Origin of the sequence: Rugamonas sp. (genome assembly GCF_025354735.1) — a bacterium.
GTDB lineage: Bacteria > Pseudomonadota > Gammaproteobacteria > Burkholderiales > Burkholderiaceae_D > Rugamonas.
On the sequence record NZ_JANXMI010000033.1, the window covers coordinates 19,774 to 33,718 of the forward strand.

Sequence of the window (13,945 nt, forward strand, 5' to 3'; positions counted from 1 at the left end):
GCAGCGTAAAAGCGAAAACGAAAAGAGGGCGCAGTGTAGCCGGTCGCGCCGGCGCGTGCGCAATTAGTTGGTCAGCGCCGCGTTCCACAGCGCCAGGATCTCGCGCAGGCGCTGGTCCGGCACCGACATCAGATTGTCGCCGACGTACAGTTCGACCACGCTATGCTGCGCCAGCACGCCGTGGCTGGCGCGCCCGAACAGCCATACGCCGTGCTGCTCGGCGATCTGGTTGCGGATCGCCATGGCGCGTTCGCGGCCGACCGGCAGATGCAGGTGCAGCATGTTCGCCTGCGGGCGCGCCGGATTCGGCACCAGCGCGGAATGTTTGCGCAGTTCCTCGTACAGCCATTCGGTGCGGCGGAAGTAGTCCGGCATCGCGGCCAGGCGCGCGTCGAACTGCATCGCCGCCGCCACCACGTAGGGCGAGCGGTGGATCACATTGCCGCCCTGGCGGCGGAACCATTCCTGCGCTTTGGCGACGAAGGCGCGGCTGCCGGCCAGCATCGCGCCACCGAGGCCGCCTATGCCTTTGTACAAAGACACGTAGACCGAATCGAAGCCGGCCGAAATCTCTTGCGGCGTGCGGCCGTAGGCGGCCGCCGCTTCCCACAGGCGTGCGCCGTCCATGTGCAGGTGGATGGACTGTTCGCGGCAGTGGGCCTTGATCGCTGCCAGTTCGTCCCAGTCGGGCCGCTGGCCGCCGATTTCGCGCATCGGGATTTCCATCGCCGCCGCGCCCAGTTTGTCGGGGACGGCCTTCAGTTCATCGAGCGTCCAGGGCCGGAACGGGTCGCCGATTTGCAGCGCCTGAAAATGGTCGAGCAGCTGATGGTTGCCGCGTTCATGGCGGAAGATGTGGGCCGTCGGGTGCAGCGCCACCAGCCGGCTGCCGCGTTCCGCGCAGGCGATGCGCAACGCCGTCACCTGCGTCATGGTGCCGGTGATGCAGAACGTGGCCGCCTCGAAGCCGAGCAAATCGGCGACCTTCCGCTCGAACTGCTCGATCAGCGCGCCGTCGCCGTAGGTGTCGTGCGCCACGTCGTGGGTCTCGCACCACGCCGCCATGGCCGCGAACATCTGCGCGGGCGTCGGCTGGCGGTGGCCGGGCAGCACGATGTGGCATTGCTGGCGTAATTCTGCGTCGGTCAAAATCGTCTCCCGCCGATTAAAAAAACTTAGTGCTCTACGTGCACGTTGTGGAACTGCAGCGCGGCCAGGTTGGCGTAGATGCCGCCCAGCGCGACCAGCGACGTGTGGGTGCCGGTTTCCACGATGCGTCCATCTTCCATGACGATGATGCGGTCGGCGCGCTGCACCGTCGCCAGCCGGTGCGCGATGATGATCGTGGTGCGGCCCACCATCGCCGCCTCCAGCGCCTTTTGCACCAGCCGTTCCGATTCGGCGTCGAGCGCGCTGGTCGCCTCGTCGAGCAGCAGCAGCGGCGGATTTTTCAGCAGCGCGCGCGCGATGGCGATGCGCTGGCGCTGGCCGCCGGACAGGCGCACGCCGCGCTCGCCGAGGAAGGATTTATATCCCTGCGGCAGACGCTCGATGAATTCGTGCGCGGCCGCCAGGCGGGCCGCCTGTATCACTTCCTCGTCGCTGGCGCCGGCGCGGCCGTAGCGGATGTTTTCCATCGCGTCGGCCGAGAAGATCACGGTATCCTGCGGCACGATGCCGATGGCGTCGCGCAGCGTGTGCAGGTCGAGCTGGGTGATGTCGACGCCGTCGAGCCGTATCATGCCCTGCTGCGGATCGTAGAAACGCAGCAGCATCTGGAACAGCGTGGTCTTGCCGGCGCCGGAAGGGCCGACCACGGCCACCGTTTCGCCGGCCCGGATGTCCAGCGACAGGTGGCCAAGCGCCGCCGTGTCGGGCCGCGAGGGGTAGGAGAAGCTGACGTCGCGCAGACTCACGGCTGCGCCGTTGGCGGCGCGCGGCGGCAGCGTTTGCGGCAGCGACGGCGATTGTATGTCCGACCGCACCGCCATCAGTTCGAGCAGGCGTTCGGTGGCGCCGGCGGCGCGCTGCGCCTCGCCCATCACTTCCGACAGCGCGCCGATGGCGCCGGCGACGATGGAGGCGTACAAAATGAACTGACCGAGGTCGCCGCCCGTCATCGCGCCTTCGAGCACGGCGTGGGCGCCCAGCCACAGCACGAAGACGATGGTGCCGAACACCAGCACGATGGCGATCATCGTCAGCAGCGAGCGCGCGCGGATACGCCGCATCGCCGTCTGGAACGCGCCTTCGACCGACTCGCTGAAACGGGCCGCTTCGATTTTCTCGTGCGTGAAGGCCTGCACCGTCGGCATCGCGTTGAGGATTTCGCCGGCCATGGCGGAAGCGTCGGCGATGCGGTCTTGCGAATCGCGCGACAGCTTGCGCACGCGGCGGCCGAACATCACGATCGGCAGGATGGTGAGGATCAGCAGGGCGATGATGATGGTCGACAGTTTGGGGCTGGTCACGAACAGCATCACCATGCCGCCGATGAACAGCAGCACGTTACGCAGCGCCATCGAGATGCTGGTGCCGACGACGGACTGGATCAGCGTGGTGTCGGTGGTGATGCGCGACAGGACTTCGCCGGTTTGCGTGGTCTCGAAAAATTCGGGACTCTGCGTGACCACGTGGCGGTACACGGCGCTGCGGATATCGGCCGTCACGCGCTCGCCCAGCCACGACACGGTGTAGAAGCGCGCCGCCGTCGCCAGCGCCAGTATGGTCGCCACGCCGAACAGCGCCAGGAACACCAGGTCGACGTGTTTGATGCTCTTGGCGCCGGTGCCGCTGAAACCGAGGTCTATCATCTGCTTGAACGCGGCCGGTATCGCCAGCGTGGCGCAGGCCGCGACCACCAGCGCCACGCCGGCCATGGCGAACTGCCTGGTGTAGGGGCGCAGGAACGGCACCAGTCCCTTGAAGGCTGCCAGGCTTCCTTTCTTGGCTTCGCGGGGGGCGGTGGGGTCGACGGGCGCTGCGGCGGGTGGGGTGTTGATGGTGGAGCTGTTGGTCATCGTGTGGGCTGCGTTGTTGGTGTGGGTCGTTTTAATTGTATTAATGGTATTAGCGGTATTCATAATTTCATCGGACTGGCATAGCCGGTCATTTCCAGATACGCATGGCCGGCCGCCACGCCGTCGCGCGTGACGCTGACCGCGCCTTCCCAGTACACCGCGCCGACCGACCGGCGCGAATCGAGTTCCTGATCGTCCTGCAAGGGCGCGACCTGCCACACCGTGCTGCCTGTCGTGATCTGGGTGGCGACCGGATAGTCGGCATTGGTGCGGTGCGAACGCCAGCGCCGCCGCGGCGCGAAGCTGACCTGCTCCGGCCCGTACTGCGCGACTTTGCCGGCCGCGTCGCGCCATGTCGCGTGCGCCCATAGTTTAGCACCTGTGCGGTCGCGGATCTGGAAGACCATCAGCGCGCCGCCGTCGTTCAGGTTCGCGCCTATCCAATCCCAACCGCTGGCGTCGGCGGCCAGGGCCTGGCTGGACCACTCGTGATCGAGCCAGCTGCTGCCGCTGACCGCCTCCGGCGCGTGGCCGGCGCGGGTGATGGAACCGCTGGTTTTTAGTTGCGGCTCGCTGTAGTAATAGCTGGCCGAGGCGACGTCCGGCCCCTTGCGCGAGTAGCCGCGTTCCCCTTGCAGCAGCAGCGGCGCCGATGGCGTCAGCGTCAGCTTGAGCGTGAAGCCGGGGGCGTCGACGGCGACCGCGTAGCTGCCGTCGGCGCCGCGCGTCATATGCCATTCATCGAGTTTGACGTCGGTGTCGCCGACCTTGGCGTAGGCCAGGCCGAAGCCGGCCCGCGCGCTGCGCTGGTCGTGCAGCAGCTTGCCGTTGGCCGGATCGGACAGCGCGGCGTGGCCGACGATAAGCTGCGTGGGCGCGAATTTGCTCGGGTTGGCGCGGTCGTGCGCGGTGGCGCTGCGGAAGAAGGTGACCTGGTAGCCGAGCGGCTTGCCGTCCGCCGTCGTGATCCAGCCGGTCGCGTACCACCACTCGGTCTTGAAGTCGGGATGGGAGCCGAAGCTGGCGGGGAAGGGCAGCGTTTCGTTCGGCGCCAGCGCCGGTACTGGCGCATAAACGGGCGGTGCCGCCATCAAGGGCGGGCACGCAAGCAATAATAGTATAAATAATTTACGCAATTACCAATCCTCCCGCACCGCGCGTATCGGGCCGCCGGACAAGGCCTGGCGGCCCGACAGCAGCGCCGTCAGCGCCGCCGCGAACAACAGCAGGCCCGCCACCGCCGCCAGCAGGGGCCACGGCAGGTGCAGCTGCATGGTCCAGTGGAAGGACTGCGGGTTGATGATGAAAACCAGTATCAGGCTGATGACCCAGCCCAGCACAAAGCCGGTGGCGATGCCGAGGCCCGTCAGCGCGCCGCCCTCGATGGCGAGGATGGCCAGGATCTGGCGCCGCGTCACGCCGATGTGGCGCAGCATGCCGAATTCCTTCGAGCGCGCCAGCGTCTGCGCGGAAAAGGTCGCGGCCACGCCGAACAGGCCGATGACGATGGCGATCGCCTCCAGCAGATAGGTAATGGCGAAGCTGCGGTCGAATATCTTCATGCTCATGGCGCGGATCTCCGACGGCGCGCTGGTTTCGAGGGCGGCGCCGAAGGGCAGCTGTTTGAGCTCGTCTTGGATCTGCGCGGCGCCGACGTTTTTGTCGAACCACAGCGCGGCGTCGTTGACGTCCATGTCGCCGGTGGCGGCGCGGTAGTCGGACAATCGCATCTGGATCGAGCCGGTCGGGCGCGCGTAATCGCGCCACACGCCGGCCACCCAGAACTCGTGCAGGCGGCCATTGAGCGGCAGCTTGATTTTGTCGCCGACGGCCATGCCGTACAGATCGACCATCGCTTCCGACACCCACACCGGCGCCAGCGTACTGCCGGCCGGCGGCGGCAAAGTCGCGCCGACCAGGGCCAGCGATTTGCCGGCATCGGCGGCGTCGATCCCGCGCGCCATCAACGCCACGTTGGGCCGGTCCGGCGCCAGCGACAGCGAACGCGCGCGCAGGAAGTCGATGTGGGCCACGCCCGGCAGGCGCCGCATCGCATCCTGCTGCGGCGGACGCAGGCCGGCCGTGCTGCCGCCGACGGCGGTGCGCGCATACAGGTCGGCCGGCAGGATGCGCAGCAGCCAGTCGTCGAGCGAAACGCGGAAGCTGGCGACCATGATCGCCATCGCCACCATCAGGCTGAAACTCGACAGCACGCCGCCGAGCGCGATGCCGGCCTGGCTGGAGGCGTTGGCCAGCCGGGCCAGCGTCAGCGTCAGCACAGCTGGCGCGTCGGCGCGGCCGGCCATCAGCGCCGACCAGCGCCGGTGCGCCTGCTGGAACACGATGGCGGCCAGGCGCGGCATCAGCGCGATGGCGCCGATCAGCAGCAGCGCGATCGCCAGGTAGCCGAGCAGCGGCAGTTCGAATATCGGCGGCGCCCGCGTCAGCGCGGCGGCGACGGCGATGCAGCCCAGCGCCGGCCAGGCTCTGCTCAGACCCGCCATCGCCGCTTCCTCGGACCCCGATTTGAGGGCGACGGCCGGCTTGGCGCGGGCCGCTTCCAGCGCCGGGCCGGCGCAGCCGAGCAGCGCCACGCCGACGCCGAGCGCGAAATACACGGCCGCCGCGACGGGCGTGAACTGCACCGCCGGCCGCACGCCGGAAAAGAAGCCGGCGCCCAGATCGGCGCCGAAGAAGTGCAGGGCCGCTGCCATGCCGTAGCCGGCGGCGATGCCGATCAGCGAACCGGCCACGCCCAGGCTCAGGCCTTCGAGCAGGATCTGGCGCAGCAAATGGCGCCGGTCCATGCCCAGCACGCGCAGCAGCGCGAACTGGCCGCGCCGCCGTATCACCGACAGCGCCTGCGTCGAGAACACGAGGAAGGCGCCGGTGAACAGCGCGACCAGCGCCAGCACCGTCAGATTGACGCGGTAGGCGCGGCTCATGCCTTCGTTGCGGCCGTTCTGTTCTTCGTCGTTCGGCTGGTTGACGCGGAAGCGGCCCGGATAATCGCGTTGCAGTTCCTGTTCCAGTTGCGTCTTGAAGGCGTCCCGGTTGACGCCGTCGCGCAGTTTCAGGTCGATGCGCGACAGCTGCCCCAGTTTATGGAAGCGCCACTGCGCCGCGCCGATATCCATCACGCCGACGCGCTGTCCGGCGCGCGCCCGTTGCAGCGCGCCGGCCACGCGCAGCCGGACCGCGTCGGTGCCCGATTGCAGCGCCAGCGTGGCGCCGTTGGCGGCGGCCAGCCAGCCGCTGGCGGCCGGCGACAAGAAGATGGCATCGTCGGCCAGTATGTCGGCGGCGTTGCCGCTGGCCGGCGCGCCCATCAGGTCGGGCGAGATGAAGCCGGCGCGCAGGGCGTCGAGCGCGATGACCTTGAGCGCGTTGCGCTGGCCCGGCAGCGAGGCGTCGAACTCCAGCACCGGCGAGGCCACGGCCACACCGTCGCGCTGCGCCAGATACGGGTAGATACCCTCGTCGAAGAACGCCTCGGTGCCGCTGACCTGCACATCGGCGACGCCGGACAGGCCCTTGATCGCCGATGAAAACTCGTTGAACGCGGCGGCGTTAATCAGGTGGATGGCGAAACCGAGCGAGATGCCGACGGCGATGGCGGCAATGGCCATGACGGCGCGCAGCGGGTGGGCGCGCCATTCGCCGAGCAGCAGCCAGCGCGACAAGCGGCGCATCGAACGCGCGGCGTGGGCGCCGTCGCTCACTTCGGACACTCCAATGCCGCCGTATCGGCGGCGCGCGACGCTTTGGTGTGCGCCTGTTCGGTGGTTTTCAGGCTGGCGTTCTTGGCATCGTCCTGCGCCCATTTCAGTTTCAAACGCGCTTTGTCGCATTTCTTGCGCTGGGCGTCGTCGGCCTTGGCGGCGCGCTGGCGTTCACGGTCGTCCTGGGCCTCGCGTTTCTGGCGCTCCCTGCCCAGTTTTTCCGACAGCCCCTGTTCCTTCAGCAGCTCCGCCGAGTGGTCGCTGGCCGGCGCCGCCGGTACGGCGATGACCGTGCCGGCGCCGGACTTGCAGGGTGTGTCGGAGTAGCTCGGCTTTCCGTCTGCCGTGCATTTGTAGACGGTGTGGGCGCTGGCGGCGGCGGTGGTGGCGCAAAGCAGGATGATGGCGGGGAGGCGCATGACGGCTCTCATAAAATTTTACCGGGGTTCATGATACCCAGCGGGTCGAGCGCCGCTTTGATGGCCCGCATCATGTTCAACTCCACGGCCGATTTATAGCGCGTCAGCTCCTCGCGTTTCAGCACGCCGATGCCATGTTCGGCCGAGATCGAGCCGCCGAAGGCGTTCACGCTGTCGTGCACCACGCGGTTGACCGCTTCCTGGTTGGCGAGGAAATCGTCGTTCGCCATGCCGGCCGGCGGCGCCACGTTGTAGTGCAGGTTGCCGTCGCCGAGGTGGCCGAAGCACACCAGCCGGCAGCCGGGGTAGGCTTGCGCCAGCAGCGGATCGGTGGCGGCGATGAAGTCGGCGATGCGCGACACCGGCAGCGAAATGTCATGCTTGATGTTCTTGCCGTCCGCCGCCTGCGCCAGCGGTATGTGTTCGCGCAGCTGCCACAGCCCGCGCGATTGCGCGACCGAGGTGGCGACGACGGCATCGTCGATCACGCCCTGTTCCAGCGCGGCGCCGATGGCGTTTTCCAGCAGGTCCACCGCGTGCCGCTCCGATTCGCTGCTCGATAATTCCAGCAAAACGTACTGCGGATGCGGCGCCGTGAATGGCTTGGGTAGTTGCGGGAAGTGCTGCGCCACCAGTTCAAGGCAGTAGCGCGACATCAGCTCGAAGCCGGTCAGGCTGGAGCCGCAGCGGTCCTGCATCAGGTTCAACAAGCGCAGCGCGTGCGTCGGCGAGGGCAGGGCGGCCAGCGCCGCGATGCTCGCTTTCGGCTGCGGATACAGCTTGAGCACCGCGCCGGTGATGATGCCGAGCGTGCCTTCGGCGCCGATGAACAGGTCGCGCAGGTCGTAGCCGGTATTATCCTTGCGCAGGCCGCGCAAGCCGCTCCAGATGTCGCCCTGCGGCGTCACCACTTCGAGGCCCAGGCATAGCTCGCGCGTGTTCCCGTAGCGCAGAACGGCGGTGCCGCCGGCGTTGGTCGCCAGGTTGCCGCCTATGGTGCAACTGCCCTCGGCCGCCAGCGACAGCGGGAACAGGCAGTCTTGCGCGGCCGCCGCCTCCTGCACGTGCTGAAGGATGCAGCCGGCATCGACCGTCATGGTGCGGTTGACCGCATCGACCGCGCGCACCGCGTTCAGGCGCGCCAGCGACAGCACGATGGCGCGGCCGCCGGCATCGGGCACGCTGCCCAGCACCAGTCCCGTGTTGCCGCCCTGCGGCACGATGGCCACGCGCCACTGCGCGCAGGCGCGCACCACGTCCGCCACCTGCCGCACGGTGGCGGGCCGCATGACGGCGGCGGCCTTGCCGGTGAAACGTCCGCGCCAGTCGGTGAGGAAGGGCGCCATGTCGGCGGCGGTCAGCACGTGGGCCTCGCCGAGCAGGGCGCGGCACCGGGCCAGGAATTCCGGCGGGGCCGCCGCGATGGTGGCAGTCATTTGGCGGGATTGACCTTGGCCAGCAGCTCGCGCGCCAGCTTGCGGGCGGCTTTTTTATACGGCCGCAGATACATGACGGCGCAGACGAAATACACCACGACGATCAGCGCCTCGCTCCAGCCCAGCCACGCCGACAGCGTGCCCTTGTCGCTGTAGCCGCGCACCACGCCCTCGGTGAAGTACAGCAGTATCATCATCGAGGTCCATTGCAGCGTGTAGATGTCGCGCTTGTAGACGCCATACAGGGGGATCAGGAGCGGCACCGCCTTGAGCACCACCCAGGAGCCGCCCGCGTGCAGCGGCGCCAGCACCATCTCCCACAGCACGCACAGCACGATCAGCGCGGCCAGGCTGGCCAGCGCGCCCCAGTGAAAATATCGTTGCATCGAGTTTTCCATCGTCTGCCTTTGCGGTTCGATTATGCGGCGGCGCGCAGCGCGACGGCGGTTTGCGCCAGCCGCCGTCCGAGCGCGATGGCCAGGCGTTTTTCGTCGTCGGTGACGGCGTTCTTGCCATCGAGGCCGGCCCAGTGGCTGGCGCCGTAGGGCGTGCCGCCGCTGGCGGTGCTCATCAATTCCGGGTTGGTGTAGGGCAGGCCCAGCACCATCAGGCCGTGGTGGAACAGCGGGATCATCATCGACAGCAAGGTCGCTTCCTGGCCGCCGTGCAGGCTGCCGGTGGAGGTGAACACGCAGGCCGGCTTGCCCGCCAGGGCGCCGGACAGCCACTGGCTGGCCGTGCCGTCCCAAAAATACTTCATCGCCGCGGCCATGTTGCCGAAGCGCGTGGGCGAGCCCAGGGCCAGTCCGGCGCATTCCTGCAAGTCGTCCAGCTCAACGTAGGGCGCGCCGTCGGCCGGCACGTCCGGCGCGCTGGCCTCGGCCACGGTGGAGACGGCGGGCACGGTGCGCAGGCGGGCGTCGCAGCCGGGCACACTTTCAATTCCCTGCGCGATCAGCTGCGCCAGTTTGCGCGTGGCGCCATGACGCGAATAAAACAAAACAAGAATAATCAGATTGGGTGGGTTCATCGTTGGTATTATAGGGCGCTTTGAAGGGCGGCAGCACTGCCGCTTCAGCGATTATCGATTCCATGTTTGCAAAATATATTTATCCGCTTTTCCTCTATCTCCGCCGCAGCGCCAGGGCCGGCCTGGCCGCCGCGCGCGCGCTGCAATGGAAGCAGGTGCGCGACCTGATGCTGTTCGCGCACCGCCGCCTGAAGGAGGAAAGCCTGCAACAGGTGGCCGGCAGCCTGACCTTCACCACCGTGCTGGCGCTGGTGCCGGTGCTGACGATCGCGCTGGCCATCTTCACCCACTTCCCGATGTTTAATACCTTCCGCAGTTCGCTCGAAGCGTATTTCATCCAGAGCGTGATGCCCAAGGAGATCGCCAGCACCATCCTCAATTACCTGACCATGTTCGCGACCAAGGCCACGCGGCTGTCGGTGGCCGGCGCGGTGGCGCTGATATTCACGTCGATCGCCACGATGAACATGATAGAGCGCGTGTTCAACCGCATCTGGCGCGTGCGCGAGGAGCGCCGCTGGATCAAGCGCATCCTGGTCTACTGGGCCATCATCACACTGGGGCCGCTGCTGGTCGGCGTGTCGATCACGCTGTCGTCGCAGGTCTTCATGGCGACCGACTTCGTGCTGGCGGACCGGCCGATGATGGGCGCCATGGCCTACACCATCGTGTCGCTGGCGCTGACCACGGCCGGCTACACCTTCCTCTACACGGTGGTGCCGAACCGCGACGTCGAGTGGCGCGACGCGGCCTGGGGCGGCATGGTGGCCGGCCTGGCGTTCGAGGTGGCCAAGCGCGTGTTCGCGATCTTCATCACGCAGTCGCCGACGTATTCGCGGCTGTACGGCGCGCTGGCGGCGCTGCCGCTGTTCCTGTTGTGGGTGTATGTATCGTGGATGATTACCCTGTTCGGCGCGCTGCTGGTGGCCGCGCTGCCGGTGGTGAAGTACGAGCGCTGGTGGCACGAGGCGGTGCCGGGCGGCGAGTTCGTCGACGCGATGGCGATTTTGCGCGTGCTGCACGTGGCCTGCGCCTGCGGCGATACGGCGCTGGTCGGCGCCGGGGCGATACGGGCCAGCACGCGGCTCGGCTTCGACGAGATGGATGCGCTGCTGGAGCGGATGCTGGCCGAGGGCTGGGTCGGACGCGTGAACGTGGCGGCGCCGGTGCGGGTGCAGCTGGGCAAGCGCATCAGCGACGGCGCCGATCACTGGGTGCTGCTGGCGAATGTGAACCGGCTGACGCTGGCCGAGGTCTACCGGCTGTTCGTGTTCGGCGGCATGGCGGTCAACACCGGCATGGTGGCCGACGATGGCGACGAGCGCAATCTGCGCGCCGCGCGCGACGCCGCCGCGCTGGCGCGCGACGTCGAGAACGCGGTCGAGCAGGGCCTGGGGCGGACCCTGGCCGATCATTTCGGGCCGCTCGACTGCCGCTAGCGGCGTCGTGGCCGGCCCCACGGTCTTGACCCCGATTGCCGCAAACCTGGCTCACACGGTTACATCAATCCGATCAGCGCGTCGAGCACCGCGTCCGGCTGCTCGGCCATCAATTCATGGCCGCTGTCGACCCGCACCACTTTGCCGTGGGCGATGGACTCCGTCAGCAGTTTGGTCGAGCGCATGGGCGTCATCATGTCGCGCAGGCCGAATACGAACAGCGTCGGACAGCGCACCGCCAGCGCGGCCGCTGCGCCGTTCGCGTACGCGTTGCAGGCGTAGAAATCCGTATAAAACACCTGCCCCGGATTGATCGCGGAGATGCGCTGCTTGAGCCGGCGCGCGCCGCCCATGGCGTAAAAACCCGGTCCCGGAAACGACGGCTTTTGCGCGATCGACGAGTGCGACCAGAGGTTGACCATGTCGATCGCCGCCGGCTCGTCGTGCCTGGCCATGTCCAGCAGCGCGTCGGCCACCTTCATCGGATACGTGGCGCCGAGCAGGACCAGATGCGTGACGCGCGCCGGCGCACGGTGCGACGCTTCGAGAGCGATCAGCGATCCCATACTGTGACCGATCAGCGCGGCCTGGCGCACGCCGGCCGCGTCGAGCACCGCCAGCAGCCAGTCGGCCAGCGCTTCGACGCTCTCTTTCGCGGCGCCGCCGCTGCGGCCGTGGCCCGGCAGGTCGACGGCCAGCACGCCGCGGCCGTGGTGGGCGAAATAGCGGCTCTGCAAAGCCCACACCGAGTGGTCGTTCTGCGCGCCGTGGATGAAGACGACGGTCGGCAGCGCGGCGTCGAACGCCTTGCCGCCGGTGTAGCAATATGCCGTTTGGCCTTCCACGTTCAGCAGCATGTCAGCCTCCCTTCTGCGACAGCTTGAGCGCGCGCGCCAGGTCGTCGATCAAGTCGTCGGGGTCTTCCAGTCCGACCGACAGCCGCAGCGTGCCTTCGAGTATGCCGGCGGCGGCCAGTTGCGCTGCCGGCACGCGCAAGTGCGTGGTCGACGCGGGATGGATGGCCAGCGATTTGGCGTCGCCGACGTTGGCCAGATGCGAGAACACCTGCAGGGCGTCGACCAAGCGGCGGCCGGCGACGCGGTCGCCTTTCAGGTTGAAGGTCAACACGGCGCCGCAGCCTTTCGGCAGCAGCGTCTTGGCCAGTTCGTAATCGGGATGCGAGGGAAGCTCGGGATAGGAGACCGACGCCACCGCCGGATGGGCCAGCAAAAAGGCGGCGACCTTGCGCGTGTTGGCGACGTGGCGGTCCATGCGCAGGCTCAGTGTTTCGATGCCCTGCAAGATGGCGAAGGCGTTGTGGGGACTCATCACCGCGCCGAAGTCGCGCAGGCCTTCGCGCCGCGCGCGCAGCGCGAAGGCGCCGACGGTCGACTCTTCGGCGAACACCATGCCGTGGAAGCCCTCGTACGGCTCGCACAACTCGGCGTAGCGGCCGGTGTGGTCGTAGGCGGCCTGCCAGTCGAAGGTGCCGCCGTCGACCAGCAGGCCGCCGATGGCGGTGCCGTGGCCGCACAGGAATTTGGTCGCCGAGTGGAACACCAGGTCGGCGCCGTGATCGAAGGGCTTGAGCAGATACGGCGTGGTGAAGGTCGAGTCCAGCATCAGCGGCAGGTGGTGCTCGTGCGCGATGGCGGCGATGGTCGGCACGTCCAGCACGTCGAGGCCGGGATTGCCCAGCGTTTCGCCGAACAGCACCTTGGTCTCGGGACGGATCGCGGCGCGCCAGGCGTCGGCGTCGCGCGGGTCGACGAAGGTGGTCGTGATGCCGAAACGCTTGAGCGTGTAGGCCAGCATATTGTGCGAGCCGCCGTACAGCGCGCGCGAGGCGACGATGTGCGAGCCGGCGCCGGCGATCGTGACCAGGCCCAGATGCAGCGCGGCCTGGCCGCTGGCGGTGGCGATGCCGGCCACGCCGCCTTCGAGCGCGGCGATGCGTTCTTCCAGCACGGCGTTGGTGGGGTTGGAGAGGCGCGAGTAGACGTGGCCGGCGCACTCCATATTGAACAGCGAGGCGGCGTGCTCGGAATCCTTGAACGCGAAGGCGGCGCTGAAGTGGATGGGCGTGGCGCGCGCGCCGGTGGCGGGATCGGGCGCGGCGCCGGCGTGCAGCGACAGGGTGTCGAAGCCGGGGTGGCGGGGGCTGCTCATGGAGATGTCTCGTGTTTTATTGGTATGGGCCAGATCGTACCCGAAAACGCGGCGCCGGGGCGTGGTGTCCGGCGTGCGCGATTGAGGGCGCTTTGGGCGTGCGCAATGCTGGATTTTTTGCCGGGCTTAGGCTACATTCGCTAGTAAGGCTTCAATAACTAGAATTCTCAATCAAGAGCCCACTCACACCGGAACAGGACGGCCCCAAATGAAAGTCTCCGAAATTCTCCAGGTTAAAGGCAATATCCTTTACACCATCACGCCCGACCAGCCGCTGGTCGACGCCGCCAACACCATGGCCGAAAAAGACATAGGTTCGCTCGTCGTCATGGAGTTCGGCGACCTCGTAGGCATGCTGACCTTCCGCGAAGTGCTCAAGGCGCTGCATGAAAACGGCGGCGCCGTCGGCGGCGGCACGGTGCGCAAGCATATGGACGACCATCCCATCACGGTCACGCCGGATACGGAAGTGAACGAGGTGCGCCGCATCATGCTGGAAAAGCACGCGCGCTATCTGCCGGTGATGAACGCGCGCACGCTGCTGGGCGTGATCTCGTTTTACGACGTGGCGCGCGCGGTGCTCGAGGCGCAGGGCTTCGAGAACCGCATGCTCAAGGCGTATATCCGTGACTGGCCGGTGGAGGCGGAATCGGAATAAACGCTGGCGACCCGCGCCGGGTGCGCGGGCGCTAAGGTGTCTCGGGGTCAGG

The 13,945-nt window shown here is 67.5% G+C and carries 12 protein-coding genes; 2 read left to right on the forward strand and 10 right to left on the reverse strand.

Annotated elements, in window-relative coordinates; all coding sequences use genetic code 11:
- Positions 1-63: 63 nt before the first annotated feature.
- From Q0S71_RS03020 to wrbA, 8 genes are read right to left on the reverse strand one after another with little or no spacing between them, the layout of a single operon-like run.
- Positions 64-1,149, reverse strand: coding sequence for a low specificity L-threonine aldolase (locus tag Q0S71_RS03020; RefSeq protein ID WP_295991135.1), 1,086 nt, complete (start codon positions 1,147-1,149; stop codon positions 64-66).
- Between the two features lie 26 nt (positions 1,150-1,175).
- Entirely contained in the window at positions 1,176-3,020 is a 1,845-nt protein-coding gene (locus tag Q0S71_RS03025) for an ABC transporter transmembrane domain-containing protein (RefSeq protein ID WP_295991137.1), read from the reverse strand.
- Positions 3,021-3,079: 59 nt separating this feature from the next.
- Positions 3,080-4,111, reverse strand: coding sequence for a carotenoid 1,2-hydratase (locus tag Q0S71_RS03030; protein ID WP_295991140.1), 1,032 nt, complete (start codon positions 4,109-4,111; stop codon positions 3,080-3,082).
- A gap of 45 nt (positions 4,112-4,156) precedes the next feature.
- Positions 4,157-6,712 carry an FtsX-like permease family protein gene (locus Q0S71_RS03035; RefSeq protein ID WP_295991166.1) on the reverse strand — a complete coding sequence of 852 codons (2,556 nt, stop codon included), beginning with the start codon at positions 6,710-6,712 and terminating at the stop codon, positions 4,157-4,159.
- A 26-nt stretch (positions 6,713-6,738) separates the two neighbouring features.
- Positions 6,739-7,161: a DUF4124 domain-containing protein gene (locus Q0S71_RS03040; RefSeq protein ID WP_295991143.1), complete on the reverse strand. Its 423-nt coding sequence runs from the start codon at positions 7,159-7,161 to the stop codon at positions 6,739-6,741.
- Between the two features lie 8 nt (positions 7,162-7,169).
- Positions 7,170-8,597, reverse strand: coding sequence for an FAD-binding oxidoreductase (locus tag Q0S71_RS03045; protein ID WP_295991145.1), 1,428 nt, complete (start codon positions 8,595-8,597; stop codon positions 7,170-7,172).
- Complete coding sequence (locus Q0S71_RS03050) at positions 8,594-8,995, reverse strand: DUF2069 domain-containing protein (protein WP_295991149.1); 402 nt, start codon at positions 8,993-8,995, stop codon at positions 8,594-8,596. The genes Q0S71_RS03045 and Q0S71_RS03050 overlap by 4 nt, the downstream gene beginning before the upstream one ends.
- A gap of 20 nt (positions 8,996-9,015) precedes the next feature.
- On the reverse strand, positions 9,016-9,627 hold the full coding sequence (gene wrbA / locus Q0S71_RS03055; RefSeq protein ID WP_295991153.1) for an NAD(P)H:quinone oxidoreductase: 612 nt from the start codon (positions 9,625-9,627) through the stop codon (positions 9,016-9,018).
- 62 nt (positions 9,628-9,689) lie between these two features.
- Between wrbA and Q0S71_RS03060 the strand changes: the two genes are divergently transcribed.
- Positions 9,690-11,066: a YihY family inner membrane protein gene (locus Q0S71_RS03060; RefSeq protein ID WP_295991155.1), complete on the forward strand. Its 1,377-nt coding sequence runs from the start codon at positions 9,690-9,692 to the stop codon at positions 11,064-11,066.
- Between the two features lie 59 nt (positions 11,067-11,125).
- On the opposite strand, the gene Q0S71_RS03065 is transcribed toward Q0S71_RS03060, so the two are convergent.
- Both Q0S71_RS03065 and Q0S71_RS03070 read right to left on the reverse strand, forming a co-directional pair.
- Positions 11,126-11,923 (reverse strand): alpha/beta hydrolase, encoded by a 798-nt coding sequence (locus Q0S71_RS03065; RefSeq protein ID WP_295991158.1) that lies wholly within the window; start codon positions 11,921-11,923, stop codon positions 11,126-11,128.
- Between the two features lies 1 nt (position 11,924).
- Positions 11,925-13,235 carry an O-acetylhomoserine aminocarboxypropyltransferase gene (locus tag Q0S71_RS03070; RefSeq protein ID WP_295991160.1) on the reverse strand — a complete coding sequence of 437 codons (1,311 nt, stop codon included), beginning with the start codon at positions 13,233-13,235 and terminating at the stop codon, positions 11,925-11,927.
- Positions 13,236-13,443: 208 nt separating this feature from the next.
- Here Q0S71_RS03070 and Q0S71_RS03075 point away from each other — a divergent pair, with 208 nt between their 5' ends.
- Positions 13,444-13,893, forward strand: coding sequence for a CBS domain-containing protein (locus Q0S71_RS03075; RefSeq protein WP_295991163.1), 450 nt, complete (start codon positions 13,444-13,446; stop codon positions 13,891-13,893).
- Positions 13,894-13,945: the final 52 nt, after the last annotated feature.